Genomic DNA, 18,772 nt, shown 5'->3' on the forward strand with positions numbered 1-18,772 from the left:
GTTCTACGCCGGGCTGCACCGCCCGGCCGCCGACCCCACGAAGGGCGGGCACGGCCTGTACCTGTCGCCCGCGCGCCAGCGCCCGCCCCGCCCCCCCCCCCCCCCGCCCGCCCCCCGGGCCGGCCCGCGCATCGGGAAAAGGGAAATCAGGATTCCCTGTTTTCCTTGATGTTCCAGCCCAGGACCGTCTCGGCGCCCTTGCCGCCCTTGTCGGTCTGTTCCCAGTACTGCTGCTTCACCTTCGCGGCCTGGAAGGCGTACTGCACGAACACGGCGTCGGAGCCTTGCTCTGCCGTGTACTGCACCGAGGTGACCAGCACTTCCTCGAGCGTGACGCGTGTGTATTCGATCTGCGAGCCCCCCGCCTTGCACACCGAAACCTCGACCTTGCTCAGGTGCTTGCCGCTGGCGCAGTTCTTCAGGACGGAGGGTGCCGCCTTGTCGATGCGCGCGAGCACCTGCAGGTCATTGAAGCTGGCCTTGCCAACGCCACCGCCACCGCCGCTGACCATGTTTCCAGGCTGCGTCGCTCCCCAGGCAAACGACTTGATGTCCGTCCACTCCTTGTGGTTCGAGTCCTTCGATTCGCCGTTTGCGCCTTCGACGCGCATGAACATGTCTACTGCCATGATTAACCCCCAAAGTTATATGTGCCCGATTACGGGACACCGTTGAATTAGCTGCTGTCCTTCTTGTTGGATGGCAGCTTCGAAACCAGCCGCAACGACACCGTCAGCCCTTCGAGCTGATAGTGCGGCCGGAGAAAAAACTTGGCGGCGTAGTAGCCCGGGTTGTCCTCGATGGCTTCCACCTGGACTTCCGCCGCCGCCAGCGGCTTCATTGCCTTCGTGTCCTGCGACGAGGTGCCGGGGCTGCCGTCGACGTAGTTCATGATCCAGTCGTTGAGCCAGCGCTCCATGTCCTCGCGCTCGCGGAACGAACCGATCTTGTCGCGCACGATGCACTTCAGGTAGTGCGCGAAGCGGCAGCAGGCGAACAGGTAGGGCAGGCGCGCCGCGAGGTTCGCGTTGGCCGTGGCATCGGCGTCGTAGTACTCGGCCGGCAGCTGCAGCGACTGCGCGCCGATGAAGGCTGCGAAGTCGGAGTTCTTGCGGTGCACCAGCGGCATGAAGCCGTTCTTGGCGAGCTCGGCCTCGCGCCGGTCGCTGATGGCGATCTCGGTCGGGCACTTCATGTCCACGCCGCCGTCATCGGTCGGGAAGGTGTGGGTGGGCAGGTTCTCCACCGCGCCACCCGACTCCACGCCGCGAATGGACGTGCACCAGCCGTACTGCTTGAACGAGCGGTTGATGTTCACGCCCATCGCATACGCCGAGTTGGCCCAGGTGTAGCGGTTATGCGCGGCCGAGTCGGTCTCTTCCTCGAACTCGAACTCGTCGACCGGGTTGGTGCGCGCGCCGTACGGCAGGCGCGCCAGGAAGCGCGGCATGGCCAGGCCGATGTAGCGCGCGTCTTCCGAGTCGCGCAGCGAGCGCCATGCGGTGTGCTCGGTGTTCTGGAAGATCTTGGTCAGGTCGCGCGGGTTCGACAGCTCCTGCCACGAGTCCATCTGCATCACCGTGGGCGAGGCGCCCGCGATGAACGGGCAATGCGCGGCGGCCGCGATCTTGGCCATTTCGCTGAGCATCTCGACGTCGGGCGGGCTGTGGTCGAAGTGGAAGTCGCCGATCAGCGCGCCGAAGGGCTCGCCGCCGAACTGGCCGTACTCGGCCTCGTAGATCTTCTTGAACAGCGGGCTCTGGTCCCAGCCGATACCCTTGTGGCGCTTGAGCGAGCGCGCCACTTCGCGCTTGGACGCGCACATCACGCGGATCTTGAGCTGCTCGTCGGTCTCGGTGTTGTTCACGAGGTAGTGCAGCCCGCGCCATGCGCCTTCGAGCTGCTGGAACTCCTCGTGGTGCAGGATCTGGTTGATCTGCTCGGAGAGCTTGCGATCGATTTCGGTGATGATGGCCTGCACCGTGCGGTAGGCATCGTTGGAGACGGTGACGGTGCTTTCCAGCGCCTGCACGGCCAGCGTCTTGACGGCGTTCTCCACCGCCTCGCGGGCCTGGTCGGTCTTGGGCTTGAACTCACGCTGCAGCAGGTCGGCGAACTCGTTCGGCTCGAGCGCTTCGACGGTGGCGGGTGCGCGCGCGGCGCTCTGGTTGGATGCGGTGCTCATGATGGCGGTCCTTGCTGCTCGCGCTTACTCTGAAGATGTGCCGGGGGCGCCGGCCTTTTCGTTCGCGGCTTCGACCGCCTTCGCCACGGCCGGGTTCGGCGCCGATGCCAGCGACTTGAGGAGCCCGGGGTTCTGCAGCGCCTGGGCGATCAGCTGCTCCGCGCCGTTCTTGCCGTCCATGTACGAGAGCAGGTTCGACAGCTCGGTGCGCGCTTCGAGCAGCTGCTGCAGCGCACCGACCTGGCGGGCGATGCGCGCGGGCGAGAAGTCGTCCATGCTGTCGAAGGTGATGTCGACGTTCATCTGGCCGTCGCCGGTGAGCGTGTTGGGCACCTGGAAGGCAACGCGCGGCTTGATGGACTTCATGCGTTCGTCGAAGTTGTCGATGTCCACCGCCATGAACTCGCGCTCGCCGAGGTCGGGCATCGGGTCGATCTGCTTGCCCGCGAGATCGGCGATGACGCCCATCACGAAGGGCAGCTGGATCTTGCGTTCGCTGCCGTAGATCTCGACGTCGTATTCGATCTGCACACGCGGCGCGCGGTTGCGCGCGATGAACTTCTGACCACTGTTTCTGACACGGTTGTCTGCCATAAGCTTCCTCTTGAATCTGTAATGCGTGTGGGTGCGATCCCGGTGGCCTGCCGGCCGGCGGAGCTCCCGATGGCTTTCGCCTTGCTATTCCGTGCTGCCCCCAGCGTTCAGCGGACGTCCTGCAAGGCTCTCTATCTTTTGCAATCCCTCGGGCACGAGCTCTTCGATGATCTGGAAGAAGTTCAGGTCCATCAGCCGCTGCGCTCTTCGTATCAGCATGGGCGCCGGATGACTGGGCTCCATGCGCTCCAGGTACTGGCAGGCCTTCTCCAACACCACCTGCACATCATCACGAGTCGATATTTCAATATCTTTAACCAGTACCGTGCGCGGGCCGGTGCCGCCATTGGCGGTGGCCGCGGCGGCCCCGTTCGCCATCGGCACCGCAGCACCCGCCCCTTGCGCATCGGCGCCGTCGCGCGCTTCGCCGGCCACGGCTGCCGCGTCCTGCGCCTGTTCGGGCAACAGCTGGACCACGGTGCGCAGCGAGCGCTCGAGCCGCGAAAAGTCCGGCGCCCAGCTCTGGCCGAGCGCGCGCTCGCAGGTCTCGCGAATGCGCCGCAGCAGGTCGAGCGCCGCGCGCAACGCCACTACCGGAGGCGCCGCTTTCTCGTGCGCGCGCCGCGCCGCGTCCCGCAGCCGGCCAATGCCGCCCGGGTAATCGATCTGATGGTCGGTCTTGCTCGAATCAAGCAAGGCTTCGACCTGTCGCAGGCTCATCGATGCGCCGCCGTCCTCGAGCAGCCGGGCATCGCGCACGCTGCGCCCGAGTCCCTCGGCTTCGGCCAGCGCGGCCAGTGCATTCATGCGCGGCAGCGGATCTTCGAAGTCGCCATCGACGACGCGCGGATGCACGTCGTTCCAGAATTTCTGCAGCACGGCATCGACGAGTTGCAGCCCATCGACGTAGCCCGGCAATCCACGGTTTTCGGTCCAGGCCAGCGTGAGGGGCACCAGCACGCGCAGGTCCCGCGTGCGTGTGCACAGCTGCTTCGCGATGCGCTCCACGCGTGCCCAGTCGGGCGGCTCCGCGGGGATGATCGTCGAGCCGAATTGCTGCTCGCGCTTACCTGTTGTTGCTTGGTGCAACGCCATGAAATCGGGGTCGTATTCCAGGTCTTCCCCGCATGAAAGCGGGCCTTCCACAGGCAACTGCAATAGATCGATCTCGCTCGTCGACAACCTCTTCTCCCTTGTTCAACCGTTTCTCAACAGCAGCGATCTTGAGGGGAACAAGAGGCGCGGTCAACAGCAACAGACTGCAACGCGAACCATATGAATCACAAAGGAGTACAACTCCTTTTAAAATTCAAACAGAACGTCTACATGTTCACACTCAGCAGTCCGCGTTCACCCAAGTTGCGCATCAACGCGCTGATGCCAAAAGTCCACATCGGCGCCTGATCGGCGTGCACCACGCGATTGACGAGGGCGCCGAGTTCGGGCGCGGCAATGCGCACGCGGTCACCCACGACATGGGTGAATCCTTGCCCAGGCCCGTGACGGTCCTGTGCCGGCGCGAACATCGTGCCCAGAAACAACATGAAGCCATCAGGGTAGGCGTGGTGCTTGCCCACGGTCTGCGCCACGAGATCGAGCGGATCGCGGCTGATCTTCGACAGCGAACTCGAACCCTCGAGCGTGAAACCCTCGGGGCCGGTGACTTCCAGCACGACGGTGATGCGGCGCACGTCCTCGATGCCGAAGTGCGCATCGAACAAGCGGATGAAGGGGCCGATCGCACACGAGGCGTTGTTGTCCTTGGCCTTGCCGAGCAGCAGCGCGCTGCGGCCTTCGAAGTCACGCAGGTTGACGTCGTTGCCGAGCGCGGCGCCGAGTGTCTCGCCGCGGCTGTTGACGGCGAGCACGACCTCCGGCTCGGGGTTGTTCCACACTGAACCCGAATGAATGCCGACATCGGCACCCGTGCCCACGGCGGCGAGCACCGGGGCCTTGGTGAAGATCTCGGCGTCGGGGCCGATGCCGACTTCGAGGTACTGCGACCACACGCCTTGCGCGATCAGCACGTCCTTGACCTTCATGGCCTCGGGCGATCCCGGCACGATGTCGGCGAGGTTGTCGCCGAGCACGCCGCCGATGGCCGCGCGCGTGGCCTCGGCCTTCGAGGCGTCGCCGCGCGCCTGCTCCTCGATCACGCGTTCGAGCAGGCTCGCGACGAAGGTGACGCCGCTGGCCTTGATGGCCTGCAGGTCGCAGGGCGCGAGCAGCCAGGGCTTGCCGGCGTCGCGTGCGCTCTCGTCGCTGTTGGCGATGGCCTCGTCGAGCGAGGCGATGCGCGGTGCGCTGCGCAATGCACGGCGAACGGCTTCGGCGGGCGCCTCCTTGCCTTCGAGCAGGTCGCTCATGGTCGGCGCGAGCCTCGACAGGTCGTACAGGCCGCCTTCGTGCACGGCCACCAGCACGGGGCCCACGCCGGGTTGCCAGAGGCGGCCGACGAGGGTGGCGCGTTCGGCGTCGCGGGGCAGGCTGGAAGAAGTTGAAAGATCGAGCGGCATGGCGTGGTGTCTCCGTGAGGTTGTGTGCGCTACGTTGCATCGTAGCGGCGCAGCGGGGAGGCGACGCGGCCGGCCGCTCCTTTTGTGTCAGTGCCGCGCGGCTCGCACGCGCGCCACTTCGGCGGGCAGGTTGGCCCACGCGGGCTCCTGCGGTGCGAAGCGCGCGCGCATGTAGCCGGCGAGTTCGGCGATCTGCCGGTCGTCGAGCGCCTCCCGGAACGCAGGCATGAAGCCGATGTCGCGGCTTGCGGGCTCGCGCACGCCGTCGAGGATGGTGCGCAGCAGGTTGTCGGGCCGCGCGCTCGTGAGGCTGCTGTTGAGGGCCAGCGGCGTGTTCACGCCGAGCAGCGTGGGGCCGTCGCCGTCGTGGTGGCATGAGGCACAGGCGCTGTCGAACATGCGCTGCGCGGGGCCGAGAAGCTGGCCCTGGGTGCGCGCCGCGTTGTCGATGGCCTGTTGCGCAAGCGCTTGCGGCTCCGCCACCGGTGCGGGATTGAGCGAGCCGAGGTACACGGCCATCGCGCGCACATCATCGTCGGGCACCTGCGCGAGTTCGCGCACCACCTCGGCCATCGGCCCGCCCGCGATGCCGTGGCGCGGCGAATGACCGTTACGCAGGTAGCGGTACAGCGCGTCGGTGTCCCACGGCACGGCGGCCTTCGACAACTGCGTGAGTGCGGGCGCCTCCCAGCCGTCGACCATCGCGCCCGAGAGGAACGCGCTGCCGCCCTGCTCCGCGCCGAGCGCGTTGCGCGGCGTGTGGCATGCGCCGCAATGACCCAGGCCGTTGACGAGGTACGCGCCGCGGTTCCACTCGGCGCTTTGCATGGCCACGGGCCGCACCGGCGTGGGGTCGTGGAAGAGCGCGTTCCAGCCGGCCATCAACGGGCGCATGCTGAACGGGAACCTGAGTTCGGACTTCGGCGTTTCCGCACGCACCGCAGGCATCGACATGAAGTACGCATAGAGCGCCTGCAGGTCGTCGTCGCTGGTCTTCGCAAACGCGGTGTAGGGGAACGCGGGGTACAGGTAGTGGCCGTCGCGCGAGACGCCTTCGCGCATCGCGCGCTGGAAGGCGCTGAAAGACCAGCGGCCGAGGCCCGTGTCCGCATCGGGCGTGAGGTTGGTGGTGTAGAGCGTGCCGAAGGGCGTCTCCATCGCGCGGCCGCCTGCGTTCGGTGTGCCGCCGGGCGCGGTGTGGCACACGGCGCAGTCGCCGGCGGCGGCGAGCACGCGGCCGCGGTCGATGGTGGACTGGCTGTAGACGGGTGCGGTGAGCGATACGGGCGCGATGGCGGAGCGCCAGCCGAGCAGGCCGGCGATGATGCCGAGGCCGCCGATGAAGAGTGCGGCACCAGTGGCCCACAGGCCCTTCCTCTTGGGCCAGATGGCTCCCGCATTGCTCCTTCCCCCTCTGGGGGAAGGTTGTGATGGGGGCACGGCAGCGTCACCATTCGTACGCCGCTCGCCCCCGCCCTCCCCCAAAGGGGGTGGGAGAAATTCCCGATTCAACTCCGCCAACACCGTCTCCGGCGTGAACGGCGGCGATCTGAACCGCACCCCCGTCGCATCGAAGATCGCATTCGCGATCGCCGCCGTCCCCGGCACCGACGACGATTCGCCCGCGCCCAGCGAAGGCTCGCCGGGCCGGGGCATGTGCATCACCTCGATCACCGGCACTTCGCGGAAATTGATGATCGGGTAGCTGCCCCACTCACGGCTCGCGACCACACCGGAAGGCAACACCCCAGGCAGTTGTGCGCCGCCAGACCCACCCTGCGGCGCGAACTGCACTTGCTCCTTCAGCGCCCGGCTCGTGGTCTGGATCACGTTGCCGTGCACTTGGTGTTCGACACCCGCTGGGTTGACCAGCAAGCCCGCGTCGTGCCCCACCACGACGCGGCGCACGTGCACCTCGCCGGTCTTGCGGTTGACCTCCACATCGGCCACCCACGCGGCCCACGCTGCGCCGAAGCCCGGCCACTTGCTGTGGATGTAGCGCGCATACGCGAAGCCCTGCCCGAAGAGGATGTCGCCGCCCTCCCCGAGCCCGCCGTCGGCGTTTTCCTGCGGTCCGGTGCGCATGCGCCAGCCGGCCTTCTGCGCGGTCGCCTGCACGAGCTCGAACGCGCGCGGATCGTCCAGGTGCAGCAGCCGGAATTGCACCGGATCGACACCCGCCGCCGTGGCGAGCTCGTCGATGTACGACTCGTGCGCGAACGAACTCGGCAGCGCCGACACGCCGCGCAGCCACGAGGCGCGCACGATCGGCGCCATGTCGTTGACCTTCACGCGCAGGTTGTCGTAGCTGTAAGGCGGGCGCGCAGTGCGGTCGCCCATCTCGTAGGCCTGCGCCACCGGCTCGATGGTGCGCGTGAGCAGCAGCGCGAGCGTAGGCGCGCCGTTGGACGGGTACGAGGTTTCGAAGTCGTAGGCGGCCACGCGGCCATCGGCCATCAGGCCGCCGTCGATCTCCATGAGCTGCGCGGCGCCCTTGGGCTCCCAGGCGTGCTCCTGCTCGCGCGTGAGCTGCACGCGCACCGGCGCGCCGACGGCGCGCGCGAGCAAGGCGGCATCGGCGGCCACGTCGTCGGCGCCGTTTCGGCCGTAGCAGCCTGCCGCTTCCATGCGGATGACGTCGACCTGCACGTCTTCCACGCCCATGAGCTTCGCCAGATCGGCGCGCAGCACATGCGGGTTCTGCGAGCCGGCCCAGCAGCGAAGGACGATGCCGCCGCCATCGGTCGGCTGCCACTCGGCCAGCGCGCACGAGGGCCCGATGGACGCGTGCATCTGGTACGGCCACACATACGTGCGGTGCATCGGCTGCGCGGCCGCGGCGATGGCGCCATCCACATCGCCTTCATCGACCAGCAGGCGCTGCGTCGAGGGGTTGTCGCGCAGCGCCCGTGCAAGGTCGCCGAGGTCGGGCATGCCGGGCCACGGTTTCCACGCGACGCGCAGTTCGCGCAGCGCCTGCTCGGCGTGCTCCTCGCGCTCGGCCACGATGCCGATGAAATCGCGGATGACGACCACCGCGCGGATGCCGGGAATGTGCGCGATGGACGATTCGTCCACCGACTCGAGCGTGTTGCCGATGAACTCGCCATGGTCCGCGCCCGCATACGGCGGGCGCACCACGCGGCCATGCAGCATGCCGGGCACGCGCATGTCGTGCACGAACACGAGGTCGCCCGCGAGCTTGGCCGGAATGTCGACGCGCGCCTGGCGCGTGCCGACGACGCGGTAGTCCGCCGGGTCCTTGGGCTGCGCCTGGGAATCGAGCCGCAGCACGGTGCGCTGGCCGGCCACGAGCTCGGCGTAGCCGACGTGGCGATCCGGCGCCTCGGTAACGCGCACCACGCCGTTGCGCACCTGCAGCGCATCGACGTCCATGCCGAGCCGCTCGGCCGCGCGTGCGACCAGCCACGCGCGCGCCTGCGCGGCGGCCAGGCGCAGCGGCTGCGCATGGATCTGGATCGACGCGCTCGCGATGGTCGCGCCCTGGTTGGGCGCGCGCGCGGTGTCGCCGAGCATCACGCGCACGCAGGGCATGCCGAGGTCGAGCTCCTCGGCCACGATCTGTCCGAGCGCGGTCTGGATGCCAGTGCCAAGGTCGACGTGACCGTTGAGCGCGCAGGCGCTGCCGTCGTCCCACACGGCGAGCAGGATCTCGTCGCCCTCGATGGGGTTGCCGGCGATGAAGGCTGGCTGGCCATTGGCGGTCGGCGGCGCGGGCGGGGTCTCGCGCACCACCAGCAGAACGCCGTCGGAAGCGAGGAATTCGGCGCGCGTGCGCGGCAGATCGGCGCGGCGTGTCATGGCTGTTGCCCCCTCTCCCACCGGGAGAGGGAAAAAGGCCACCGGCTCATGGAGCCACCTTCGCGCGCATGCGGAAAGCCGCGCGCTGCACCGCATCGAGTATTTCGATGTGCGTGCCGCAACGGCACAAATTGCCCGACAGCTCGCTGCGGATGCGCGCCTCGCTCGCATCCGGATCGCGCGCGAGCAAGGCGGCCGCCTGCATCACCATGCCGTTGAGGCAGTAGCCGCACTGCGCGGCCTGCGCATCTTCGAACGCGGCCTGCACCGGATGCCAATCGCCGCGCGCGCCCAGCCCTTCGAGCGTGGTGATCGCACGCCCCGCCACGCCGTGCGCGGGAATCACGCACGAGCGCGCCGCCACGCCGTCGACGTGCACCGTGCACGCGCCGCACTGCCCCAGTCCGCAGCCGTACTTGGGGCCGTTCAGCCCCAGGTCGTTGCGCAGCAGGTGCAGCAGCGTCGCCTCGCGCGGCACGCCCTCGATCGATTGCGCCCGGCCGTTGACCAGCAGGTGCAGCGGCTCAGCGCCGCAACTGTCCGTCACGGGTGTACATCTCCAGGTCCACGAAGGTCGAGCCGTTGTGGTTCTTCGCGCTGTACTCGATGGGAAAGTCGCCGAAGCGCGTGCTGCCGATGCTCTCCAGCCCGGCGATGAAGCTGTCGCGCGTGAGCGTCTTGCCCGCCCGGCGCAGGCCCTCGGCCATCACGCGCGCGACGATGTAGCCCTCCAGCGCGGTGTAGCTGTCGATCTTCTCGCCGAACTCGGCGCGGTCGCGCTGGTAGTCGGCCACGATGGGCACGCGCTGCGCCGTCGGCGGCGGCACGATGCTGGCCGTGACCAGCCCCGCGAGCTTGCCGTCGAGCCGCTTGGCCGAGCCGGCCGCGTCGGTGATGCCGACCGACAGCGTGTACAGCGGCGAGCCCACGCCGTTCGCGCGGTAGTCGCGCATGAACACCTCGACCATGCGGCCGGCCATGATCATCACGACCGCGCCGGGCTTGGCTTCGGCGAGGCTGGTGGCGACCTGCTTCGCGTCTTCCGCCGTGATCGCGAGCGGCAGCGTTTTCACGACCTGCACCTTGTAGTCGGCCGCCAGTTCCTCGCAGGTGGCGAGGTTCGACTTGCCGAAGGGGCTGTCCTGGTACACCACGGCGATCGACGAAATGCCGATGGTCGAGAGGTGGCTGATGATCTTGCGCAGCTCCAGGTCGTAGCCCGCGCGCACGTGGAACAGGTAGCGGTTGACCTTGGCGCGGAACGAGCTGGTGCCCACCAGCGGCGCGAACATCGGCACGCCGGCCTTCTCAGCGAGCGGCATCGCGGCCGCGAGGTTGCCGGTGGCCACGTAGCCGGTGAGCGCGAAGACCTTGTCCTCATCGATCAGCTTCGCGGTGTTGGCGGCCGTCTTCGCCGGGTCGTAGGCATCGTCGTAAGTGACGAGTTCGATCTTGCGGCCATTGACGCCACCCGACTTGTTGACGCGGTCGAAGTACAGCTTGATGCCCGCGCGGTAGTCGATGCCGAAGTCTTTCGCCGGCCCGCTGAGCACGGCCGACTGGCCGATGCGGATGGTGGTGTCGGACACGCCGTTTTCAGCGCGTGCCGATCGAAGAAATCCGGGGCCGAGCGCCAGCATTGCGCCGCCCGCCACCATGGCGCGCCTTGATATCGAAAGCTTCATGCGTCTTTTTCTCAGGTTGTCGTCGTCGGGGAACGATTCGTTCGTTCAGGTGGCCTGTACATCGGCGGACTGGATGCGCTTGACGCCCTTGGCCGCCATCTGTTTCCAGGCCGCGGCGAGCGAGCCGTTGAGGTCGATGCCGCGCGTGGCGTCCTCGATTACATAGGCCTCGAAGCCGGCCTTGCGCGCGTCCATCGCGGTCCATGCCACGCAGAAGTCGGTGGCCAGCCCGGTGACGAACACGGTCTTGATGCCGCGCGCCTTCAGGTAGCCGGCCAGGCCGGTGGCCGTCTTATGGTCGGCCTCCTCGAAGGCCGAGTAGCTGTCCATGTCCTTGTGGAAGCCCTTGCGGATGACGAGTTGCGCGGTCGGCACCTTCAGGTCCTTGCCGAGCGCTGCGTCGTCCGTTCCCTGCACGCAATGGTCGGGCCACAGCACCTGCGTGCCGTAGCTGAGCTTGGTGGTCTCGAAGGGCTTCTTGCCGCTGTAGGTGCTTGCGAACGAGGCATGGCCCGCCGTGTGCCAGTCCTGCGTCACGACGATGTTCTCGAACGCCGGTGCGAGTGCGTTGATGACCGGAATCACCTCGTTGCCGCCCTTGACCGCGAGCGTGCCGCCGTCGAGAAAGCAGTTCTGCACGTCGACCACGATCAACGCAGCCTTGGCGCCCGGCTTGATCTTGCCGGCCGCGAAAGCGTTGAAGCCGAAACTGCCGAGGCCGCCGGCCATCCCGAGGGCGGCGGCGGATTTCACGAGGGTTCTGCGATGCATGGCGTGGACTCCGGTGGGTTGATGAAGAACGAAAGACTCAGACGCTCAGATAAGCACGGCGCACTTCGTCGTTGGCCGCGAGCTCGGCCATCGTCGCGTGATAGCGGATCTGCCCCTTCTCGAGCACATAGGCGCGGTCGGACACCAGCTCGGCGAAGTGCATGTTCTGCTCCGACAGCAGGATGCTCACGCCCTGCGCCTTCAATTCGAGAATCATGTTGGCCATCTGCTCGACGATCACCGGGGCCACGCCTTCGGACGGCTCGTCGAGCAGCACCAGGTAGGGGTTGCCCATGAGCGTGCGCGCGACCGTGAGCATCTGCTGCTCGCCGCCGCTCATGCGCCCACCCGGTCGGCTGGGCATCTCGCCGAGGTTGGGAAACAGCTTGAACAGCCGCTCGGGCGTCCACAGCGGCGCGTCGGTGCCGTCGGCCCAGCGGCGCGCGGGCTGCTTGCCGACCTCGAGGTTCTCCATCACCGTGAGGTCGGTGAATACGCGGCGGTCTTCGGGCACGAAGCCCAGGCCCAGTCGCGCGGCGTGGTGCGGCTCGCTCTTCGAGATGTCGTGGCCCAGGAAACGCACGGCGCCTCGGCGCTTGGCGAGCATGCCGATCAGCGCCTTGAGCGTGGTCGACTTGCCCGCGCCGTTGCGGCCCATGAGCGCAACCACTTCGCCGCGGCGCACGTCGAGGTCGACGTCATAGAGGATCTGCGCGGCGCCGTACCAGGCGCACAGGGCCTTGGCCTGCAGAAGAGGTTCGTGTGTGCTCATGCTGCGACTCCAAGGGCTGCGGCTTTCTCTGCAATCTTCTCGAATGTCTTGCCGCTGCCGAAGTACACCTCCTGCACCTTCGGGTGGTCTCGGATTTCGAGCGGTTTGCCCTGCGCGATGAGGCGCCCGCGCGCGAGCACGATCATGCGGTCGGCATAGGCGAACACCACGTCCATGCTGTGCTCGGTGAACAGCACGGCCATGCCGCGCTGGATGACGAGGTCCTTGGTCAGCGCCATGAGCGAGTTGCGCTCCTTGGGCGCCATGCCGGCGGTGGGCTCGTCCATCAGCAGCAGCTTGGGAGAGTTGGCCATCGCGATGGCGAGTTCGACGCGCTTCACGTCGCCATAGGCCAGCACGCTGCAGGGCCGGTCGGCCTGCGATTTCATGCCGACCTGGTCGAGCAGCGCCAGTGCTTCGTCGCGCTTGTGGTCGGCCGCGCGGCGCCACATCGAGAACAGCTTGCCGTCGTGCGACAGCAGCGCCATCTGCACGTTCTCGACCACGGTGAGCGAGGCAAAAGTCTCGGCAATCTGGAAGGTGCGGCCCACGCCGCGGCGCCAGATGTCGCGCGGCTTGCGGCCCACGAGCTCGTGGCCGTCGAACAGGATCGAACCCTGGTCGGCCTTCAGCTGACCGTTCACCATGTTGAAGGTGGTGGACTTGCCAGCGCCGTTCGGGCCGATCAGCGCGAGCAGTTCGCCGGCGTGCAGCTCGAAGCTGATGCCATCGACGGCCTTCACGCCGCCGAAGGACTTGCCGAGGTTCTCGACCTTGAGAAGGGGTGCACTGGAGGTGGTCATGCCTTGGCCTCCTTCACCTCGGCCGCTGTCGGTGAATCGGGCTTGGCCCGGCGCAGCACGCGGTCGGTCAGCTGCTTTGCGAAACCCGCGATGCCCTGCGGGAACAGCAGCACGAGGAGCAGGATGATGGCGCCCAGCGTCGCGCGCCAGTAGTCGGTGTTGCGCGCCACGGTGTCGTGCAGCCAGCTGAAGGTGACGGCGCCCACCACCGGCCCCGCCAGCGTCTGGATGCCGCCCAGCAGCACCATCACCAGCCCGTCGACCGACTTGTCGACGCTGAGGCTTTCGGGCGAGATGCTGCCCTTGGAGAAGGCATACAGCGAACCCGCGAGGCCAGCCGCTGCACCGGCGATGACGAAGGCCGTCCACTGCATGCGCTTGACGTCAATGCCGATGGCATCGGCGCGCAGCAGCGAGTCGCGGCCCGCGCGCAGCGCGTAGCCGAAGGGCGAGAACAGCACGCGGCGCAGCATCAGGATGCCTGCGGCCGCGAGCACCAGCGTGAGCCAGTAGTAGGTGCGCTTGTCCGACAGCCACTCCGAGGGCCACACGCCCGTGAGGCCGTTGCTGCCGCCGGTGAACGAGTCCCACTGGTAGACGATGGCCCAGGTGATCTGCGCGAAGGCCAGCGTGAGCATCGCGAGGTACACACCCGACAGCCGCACCGCGAACCAGCCGTAGACGAAAGCGCCGATGGCCGCGACCAGCGGCGCCACGACCAGCGCCGCTTCCATCGGCAGGCCGCTCGCGCGCACCAGCAGTGCGGCACCGTAGGCCCCGAGCCCGAAGTAGGCGGCATGCCCGAACGAGTGCATGCCGGCCGGGCCCATGATGAAGTGCAGGCTCGCGGCGAACAGCGCGGCGATCAGCAGGTCGATCAGCAGCACCGTGGTGTAGGGAGAGTCGGCCGTGAGCAGCGGCATCGCCATCAACACCACGCCCAGCGCGGCGACCAGCCACAGGTAGCCCTTGCTCGCGCGGCGCAGCGGCTCCTCGGCCATGCCCACGTAGCGGCTCGGCGCCTGCGGCCGGCCGAACAGGCCCCACGGGCGCCACACCAGCACCACGGCCATCACGACGAAGTCGACCACCAGCGTGAGCTTGGAGAACGACACGCTGTAGCCGAAGATTTCCACCACGCCGATCCAGATGCAGACCGCCTTGATCTCCGAGATCAGCAGCGCCGCCGCATAGGCGCCCGGAATGGAGCCCATGCCGCCCACCACCACGACCACGAAGGCCGCGCCGATGGTGTTGAGGTCCAGCGCGAGCGTGGCCGGCTCGCGCGGCAGCTGCAGCGCGCCGCCCAGGCCCGCGAGCATCGCGCCGAGCCCGAACACCGCGGTGAATAGCCAGGCCTGGTTCACGCCCAGCGCGCTGACCATCTCGCGGTCCTGCGTGGCGGCGCGCACCAGCGTGCCCCAGCGGGTGCGCGTGAGCAGCAGCCACATGAGCCCGAGCACGACCGGGCCGACGACGATCAGGAACAGGTCATACGTGGGGAACTGCCGGCCCAGGATCTCGACCGAGCCCGACAGGCCCGGTGCGCGCGGACCGAGCAGTTCGTCGGGGCCCCAGACATAGAGCACCGCGTCCTTGATGACCAGCACGAGTGCGAAGGTCGCCAGCAGCTGGAACAGCTCGGGCGACTTGTAGATGCGGCGCAGCAGCACCATCTCGATCAGCGCACCGAGGATGCCGACCGCGACGGCGGACAGCACCACGGCCGGCCAGAAGGCCATGCCGCCGCCGAGCTTCTCGACCAGCGTGTAGGCGAGGTAGATGCCGACCATGAAGAAGGAGCCGTGCGCAAAGTTGACGATGCGCGTGACACCGAAGATCAGCGAAAGGCCGGCCCCCACAAGGAACAGCGACGAAGCCGACGACAGCCCGGTGAGGAACTGAAGCAGCAGGGACGAGAGGCTCATGGGTGCAAGCGTTCCGGGAAGAAAAGGTCAGTCGGCGGCGCGGGACTTCTTGACGTCGGCGGCGCTCGGCTGGAACTTGGCGCCGTCGAAATACGTGTAGTCGACCATCACGCCCTTGCCGTTCTCGTTCTTCGTCTTGCCGACGAAGGCGCCCATGGTGGACTGGTGGTCCTCGGCGCGGTAGCTGATCTTGCCGAACGGCGTGTCGACCTGCAGGCCCTTGAACGCGGCGACGAGCTTCGGCGTCTCGGTGCTCTTGGCCTTCTCGATGCCGGCCGCGACCGACTTGATCATGCTGTAGCCGACCACCGAACCCAGGCGCGGATAGTCCTTGTACTTGCCGTGGTAGGCGAGGAAGAAGGCCTTGTGCTCGGGCGTCTGGATGCCGTACCAGGGGTAGCCGGTCACGATCCAGCCGTTGGGCGTTTCGTCCTTGAGGGGGTCGAGGTATTCGGGCTCGCCGGTCAGCACGCTGACGACCGCGCGGTCCTTGAACAGGCCGCGCGTGTTGCCTTCGCGCACGAACTTCGACAGGTCGGCGCCGAACAGCACGTTGAAGATCGCGTCGGGCTTGGCATCGGCCAGCGCCTGCGCGACCGCGCCCGCATCGACCTTGCCGAGCGGCGGCGCCTGCTCGGCGACGAACTCGACGTCGGGCTGCGCGGCCTTCAGCAGCGTCTTGAACGCGGCCACGGCCGACTGGCCGTATTCGTAGTTGGGGTACACGACCGCCCAGCGCTTCTTCTTGAGCTTGACGGCCTCGGGCACGAGCATCGCGGCCTGCATGTAGGTGCCGGGGCGCAGGCGGTAGGTGTATTCGTTGCCGCCCTGCCAGGTCATCTTGTCGGTCAGCGGTTCGCCGGCCAGGAAGAAGATCTTCTTCTGCTTGGCGAAGTCGGCCACGGCCAGGCCGGTGTTCGACAGGAAGGTGCCGGTGAGCACGTCAATCTTCTCGCGCGCCACCAGCTCCTCGGCCACGCGCACGGCGTCGCCGGGGTTGGCGTTGTCGTCGCGCGTGATGAGTTCGACCTTGCGGCCGTTGACGCCGCCCTTGGCGTTGATTTCTTCGACGGCCAGTTCCATCCCCTTCTTGTAGGGCTCGAGGAAGGCGGGCTGGGCCTTGTAGCTGTTGACCTCGCCGATCTTGATCACGCCCTGCGCATGCGCGGGAACGAGAGCAGTGGTCAGCGCGGCGAGGGCCGCGGCGCTGAAGACGTGACGCAATGGGTTCATGAGGAAAACTCCTTGGGATCGAAAGAGAAGAAAACGGCGTGAGTGGATGCGGGGCGGGCGGGACGGCGTTAGCGCAGACCGTCTTCGCCCTTGATTTCGCTGACCTGCAGGCCGCCAATGCGCGGCAGCGGACGGCCGCTGCCGGTGACTGCGACCGCCACCACGATCTCGTTGGCACGCGGCGCATCGCTCACGCGGGCTTCGATGGCGTCGAAGTGGCTGCGAACGAAGGCCGCGTCCTTATGGCCGAGCGGCACGTCGATGGCAGTGCCCAGCGTGCCCAGCTTCTTGGCCGAAGGCACGAGCGCCGCGCCCTTCTCGACCGCCGCGCGCAGCGGCGCGCCGAGCTTGGGATGCAGGATGGCAGCAGCGTGTTCGAGCTCGCCGCGCTCGCCGACGATGGCGGCCTTGCCGTAGCTCTGCGCCTGGCCGGGCTCGATGCCGAGCGCCTTCACGGCCTTCTGGCCCAGCAGCGCGCCGAGTTCTTCGCCGATGGCGATGAGTTCGTCGAGGTTCTCGCTGTAGCGCCCCGCGTAGGGGTTCTCGATGACGGCGATGGCGACGGCGCGGCGCGTGGGCGGCGTGACGTCCTGGCCCATCTCCTTGCGGGTTTCGTCGACCTGAACGACGAGCTTGCGGATGTTGGCGGTAGTCATTGGCACACCCCCAGGCTGCGCGCACTGCGTGTCGCTGCGCCAACCCCCTTGCAGGGGGCAACACCTGCGGCCCGGCAAAGCCGGTTCCGCGGTGTCCTTGAATCGAAGAGGCTCAGGTTGGTTTGCGAGGTTTTGGTCATGGTCATAGTCCTTCTTCAGCGCAGGCCGTCCCATTTGCTGATGTCTTTGGCAAGCAGGCCGCCGACGCGGGCGTGCACGCGGTAGCCGGTGCTCATGGCGAGGATGAAGACGATCTCGTCGGCCGCAGGCGCGCCGGGCACGCGCACTTCGATGGCGTCGAACTGGCCGCGCACGTAGCTCGCGTTGATGTTGGTCAGCGGCACGTCGAGTGCGGCACCGGGCGGCCCGACCTTCTTGGTCGAGGGCACGATGGACAGCGCATTGCCTGGCTGGCCGGTTTTCTCTTCGGCCTTGCCCGCGGTGTAGGCCGCGCGGCTGCCCTTCCAGCCGAGCAGTTCGCGCATCGCGTAGCCGCCGGGCACATGCCACAGTGCGCCGTGCTCCAGCTCGCCATCGGCGCCGACGATGGCGCCCTTGCCGTAGGTGGCGATCTGCTCAAGCGGCACGTCCATGGCGGCGTGCAGCCTGTGCGCCATGTCGACGCCCACGGGGTCGAGCAGCGCCATCATCGGAAGGATGTCGGGCTCGTAGCGGCCGGCGAAAGGATTGGTCAGCACCGCGCCGATGGCACCGCGCACCAACGGGGTGTCGGCACGCGGTCCGAACTCGTGGTGGATGTGCTCGACATGGGTGAAGACGCGGCGTATATCGATCATGAAAAAGGACCTTGCTTTTCGTTAAGCAAATACTGAACCAACTGCTTTCGGCAGCACTGTCTGCAGCGACTTCGAGCATAAGGGCTCGACAAGTCGAAACTGCCCCTGGCAAACGAGTAGAACGGCCCAGGCGAGCCCCCCTTTTTGCAGGACCTTGGCGCAGATCGCGCCCGTATCGAGTGCGCTTTTGACCTGCGACGGTGCGAGCGTCGGCACGTCGACGGTGACGAGCATGTCGCCGAGGTCGCTGTCGTCCTTGCATTCGTTCGCGGGGCGGCGCGCGATGGCGTCGTCGTCGACATCGACGGCGTTGGCGATCACTGTCGCGGCGGCGTCGGCCTGCGCTGCGGTGGCGGCCAGGACCGTCACGCTGTCGGCGATGCCCAGCGAAAAGCTGCGCCCGCGCCAGCCGCTGGTGGCGACGCCGCGCACGGGCTGGTCCGCGTGCAGTTCGAACTGGCCGTCTGTGGTGAGGGCGCCGCCGTGGTCGCGCCAGTCGAAGCGCGCGAGGTCGGCGAACACACCCACGCGCGCCGACTGGCCGGGCGCGAGGTGCAGTGCGATGTCGCCGCCGTTGTTGATCCACGCGCGCTCGATGCCGGGACGGTCGTAGAACGCGATCAGCTCCTGCGCGACCGAGCCCGCGACTGCCGCCATGGGCGTGATGAACATCGGCGAGAACGCGGCGCAGGCGTCCCACATGCGCCTGGCGACCACGCCTCGCGGACGCATGTCGTCGCTCACGGGCAGGCGCAGCAGCGGCAGCTCGCGCACGAGCTCGTCGAGCACATGGACGAAGCGCGCCCACGCAGCGTCGTGCGCGGCCGCCACGGCGTAGGGGTCGCCGTGCGCCTCGGCCACGATGTCGATCGGGCCGTGGTTGAAGTGCCAGCGGCCGCTGTCGAGGGCACTGCGTTGGGCGCTCATGGCTGCGCGCTCCCGTCTTTCTCCCTCCCCTCCCGGGGGAGGGTCGGGGTGGGGGCACGCGGCGTATCCATCGGGCGCTCTGC

Annotated in this window: 16 protein-coding genes; all 16 read right to left on the reverse strand. The window is 67.7% G+C overall.

What is annotated here, in order from left to right; translation table 11 throughout:
* Positions 1 to 146 precede the first annotated feature (146 nt).
* The 16 genes from ACCC97_RS27285 to ACCC97_RS27360 all read right to left on the reverse strand — a co-directional run bounded on the left by ACCC97_RS27285 (position 147) and on the right by ACCC97_RS27360 (position 18,689).
* Entirely contained in the window at positions 147 to 629 is a 483-nt protein-coding gene (locus ACCC97_RS27285; protein WP_007831853.1) for an Hcp family type VI secretion system effector, read from the reverse strand.
* A gap of 47 nt (positions 630 to 676) precedes the next feature.
* The gene (gene tssC / locus ACCC97_RS27290; RefSeq protein ID WP_007831855.1) at positions 677 to 2,185 is read right to left on the reverse strand and encodes a type VI secretion system contractile sheath large subunit; all 1,509 of its coding nucleotides are present in this window, start codon (positions 2,183 to 2,185) and stop codon (positions 677 to 679) included.
* 24 nt (positions 2,186 to 2,209) lie between these two features.
* Positions 2,210 to 2,779 (reverse strand): type VI secretion system contractile sheath small subunit, encoded by a 570-nt coding sequence (gene tssB / locus ACCC97_RS27295; protein WP_007831857.1) that lies wholly within the window; start codon positions 2,777 to 2,779, stop codon positions 2,210 to 2,212.
* Positions 2,780 to 2,863: 84 nt separating this feature from the next.
* A complete protein-coding gene (gene tssA, locus ACCC97_RS27300) occupies positions 2,864 to 3,961 on the reverse strand; it encodes a type VI secretion system protein TssA (protein WP_413336088.1) in 1,098 nt (365 codons plus the stop codon).
* A 140-nt stretch (positions 3,962 to 4,101) separates the two neighbouring features.
* The gene (locus ACCC97_RS27305) at positions 4,102 to 5,295 is read right to left on the reverse strand and encodes a fumarylacetoacetate hydrolase family protein (RefSeq protein ID WP_413336090.1); all 1,194 of its coding nucleotides are present in this window, start codon (positions 5,293 to 5,295) and stop codon (positions 4,102 to 4,104) included.
* A gap of 87 nt (positions 5,296 to 5,382) precedes the next feature.
* Entirely contained in the window at positions 5,383 to 9,117 is a 3,735-nt protein-coding gene (locus ACCC97_RS27310; RefSeq protein WP_413336091.1) for a molybdopterin cofactor-binding domain-containing protein, read from the reverse strand.
* Positions 9,118 to 9,163: 46 nt separating this feature from the next.
* Positions 9,164 to 9,664 carry a (2Fe-2S)-binding protein gene (locus ACCC97_RS27315; RefSeq protein WP_007831865.1) on the reverse strand — a complete coding sequence of 167 codons (501 nt, stop codon included), beginning with the start codon at positions 9,662 to 9,664 and terminating at the stop codon, positions 9,164 to 9,166.
* A complete protein-coding gene (locus ACCC97_RS27320; protein ID WP_413314897.1) occupies positions 9,642 to 10,802 on the reverse strand; it encodes an ABC transporter substrate-binding protein in 1,161 nt (386 codons plus the stop codon). Before ACCC97_RS27320 ends, ACCC97_RS27315 begins: the two co-directional genes overlap by 23 nt.
* Positions 10,803 to 10,847: 45 nt before the next feature.
* Positions 10,848 to 11,573, reverse strand: coding sequence for a bifunctional nicotinamidase/pyrazinamidase (gene pncA, locus ACCC97_RS27325; protein ID WP_413314896.1), 726 nt, complete (start codon positions 11,571 to 11,573; stop codon positions 10,848 to 10,850).
* Positions 11,574 to 11,610: 37 nt separating this feature from the next.
* Entirely contained in the window at positions 11,611 to 12,345 is a 735-nt protein-coding gene (locus ACCC97_RS27330) for an ABC transporter ATP-binding protein (protein WP_007831876.1), read from the reverse strand.
* Positions 12,342 to 13,148 carry an ABC transporter ATP-binding protein gene (locus ACCC97_RS27335; protein WP_007831877.1) on the reverse strand — a complete coding sequence of 269 codons (807 nt, stop codon included), beginning with the start codon at positions 13,146 to 13,148 and terminating at the stop codon, positions 12,342 to 12,344. The genes ACCC97_RS27330 and ACCC97_RS27335 overlap by 4 nt, the downstream gene beginning before the upstream one ends.
* Complete coding sequence (locus tag ACCC97_RS27340) at positions 13,145 to 15,076, reverse strand: ABC transporter permease (protein ID WP_413336094.1); 1,932 nt, start codon at positions 15,074 to 15,076, stop codon at positions 13,145 to 13,147. The genes ACCC97_RS27335 and ACCC97_RS27340 overlap by 4 nt, the downstream gene beginning before the upstream one ends.
* Positions 15,077 to 15,103: 27 nt before the next feature.
* Positions 15,104 to 16,309, reverse strand: coding sequence for an ABC transporter substrate-binding protein (locus tag ACCC97_RS27345; RefSeq protein WP_007831879.1), 1,206 nt, complete (start codon positions 16,307 to 16,309; stop codon positions 15,104 to 15,106).
* 68 nt (positions 16,310 to 16,377) lie between these two features.
* Complete coding sequence (locus ACCC97_RS27350) at positions 16,378 to 16,965, reverse strand: amino acid synthesis family protein (protein WP_413336096.1); 588 nt, start codon at positions 16,963 to 16,965, stop codon at positions 16,378 to 16,380.
* A gap of 155 nt (positions 16,966 to 17,120) precedes the next feature.
* Positions 17,121 to 17,762 carry an amino acid synthesis family protein gene (locus ACCC97_RS27355; protein ID WP_007831883.1) on the reverse strand — a complete coding sequence of 214 codons (642 nt, stop codon included), beginning with the start codon at positions 17,760 to 17,762 and terminating at the stop codon, positions 17,121 to 17,123.
* 21 nt (positions 17,763 to 17,783) lie between these two features.
* Positions 17,784 to 18,689 (reverse strand): UPF0280 family protein, encoded by a 906-nt coding sequence (locus tag ACCC97_RS27360; RefSeq protein ID WP_007831885.1) that lies wholly within the window; start codon positions 18,687 to 18,689, stop codon positions 17,784 to 17,786.
* Positions 18,690 to 18,772 lie beyond the last annotated feature (83 nt).

This window comes from Variovorax sp. Varisp85 (assembly GCF_047304045.1).
Lineage (GTDB): Bacteria > Pseudomonadota > Gammaproteobacteria > Burkholderiales > Burkholderiaceae_C > Variovorax.

Bases quoted from the DNA above. Each gene is read 5' to 3' on its own strand.
- tssB (WP_007831857.1), bottom strand. From the start codon at position 2,779: ATGGCAGACAACCGTGTCAGAAACAGTGGTCAGAAGTTCATCGCGCGC.
- ACCC97_RS27350 (WP_413336096.1), bottom strand. From the start codon at position 16,965: ATGACTACCGCCAACATCCGCAAGCTCGTCGTTCAGGTCGACGAAACC.
- ACCC97_RS27330 (WP_007831876.1), bottom strand. From the start codon at position 12,345: ATGAGCACACACGAACCTCTTCTGCAGGCCAAGGCCCTGTGCGCCTGG.
- ACCC97_RS27355 (WP_007831883.1), bottom strand. From the start codon at position 17,762: ATGATCGATATACGCCGCGTCTTCACCCATGTCGAGCACATCCACCAC.
- ACCC97_RS27360 (WP_007831885.1), bottom strand. From the start codon at position 18,689: ATGAGCGCCCAACGCAGTGCCCTCGACAGCGGCCGCTGGCACTTCAAC.
- ACCC97_RS27305 (WP_413336090.1), bottom strand. From the start codon at position 5,295: ATGCCGCTCGATCTTTCAACTTCTTCCAGCCTGCCCCGCGACGCCGAA.
- pncA (WP_413314896.1), bottom strand. From the start codon at position 11,573: ATGCATCGCAGAACCCTCGTGAAATCCGCCGCCGCCCTCGGGATGGCC.
- ACCC97_RS27340 (WP_413336094.1), bottom strand. From the start codon at position 15,076: ATGAGCCTCTCGTCCCTGCTGCTTCAGTTCCTCACCGGGCTGTCGTCG.
- ACCC97_RS27320 (WP_413314897.1), bottom strand. From the start codon at position 10,802: ATGAAGCTTTCGATATCAAGGCGCGCCATGGTGGCGGGCGGCGCAATG.
- ACCC97_RS27335 (WP_007831877.1), bottom strand. From the start codon at position 13,148: ATGACCACCTCCAGTGCACCCCTTCTCAAGGTCGAGAACCTCGGCAAG.
- ACCC97_RS27310 (WP_413336091.1), bottom strand. From the start codon at position 9,117: ATGACACGCCGCGCCGATCTGCCGCGCACGCGCGCCGAATTCCTCGCT.
- ACCC97_RS27285 (WP_007831853.1), bottom strand. From the start codon at position 629: ATGGCAGTAGACATGTTCATGCGCGTCGAAGGCGCAAACGGCGAATCG.
- tssC (WP_007831855.1), bottom strand. From the start codon at position 2,185: ATGAGCACCGCATCCAACCAGAGCGCCGCGCGCGCACCCGCCACCGTC.
- ACCC97_RS27345 (WP_007831879.1), bottom strand. From the start codon at position 16,309: ATGAACCCATTGCGTCACGTCTTCAGCGCCGCGGCCCTCGCCGCGCTG.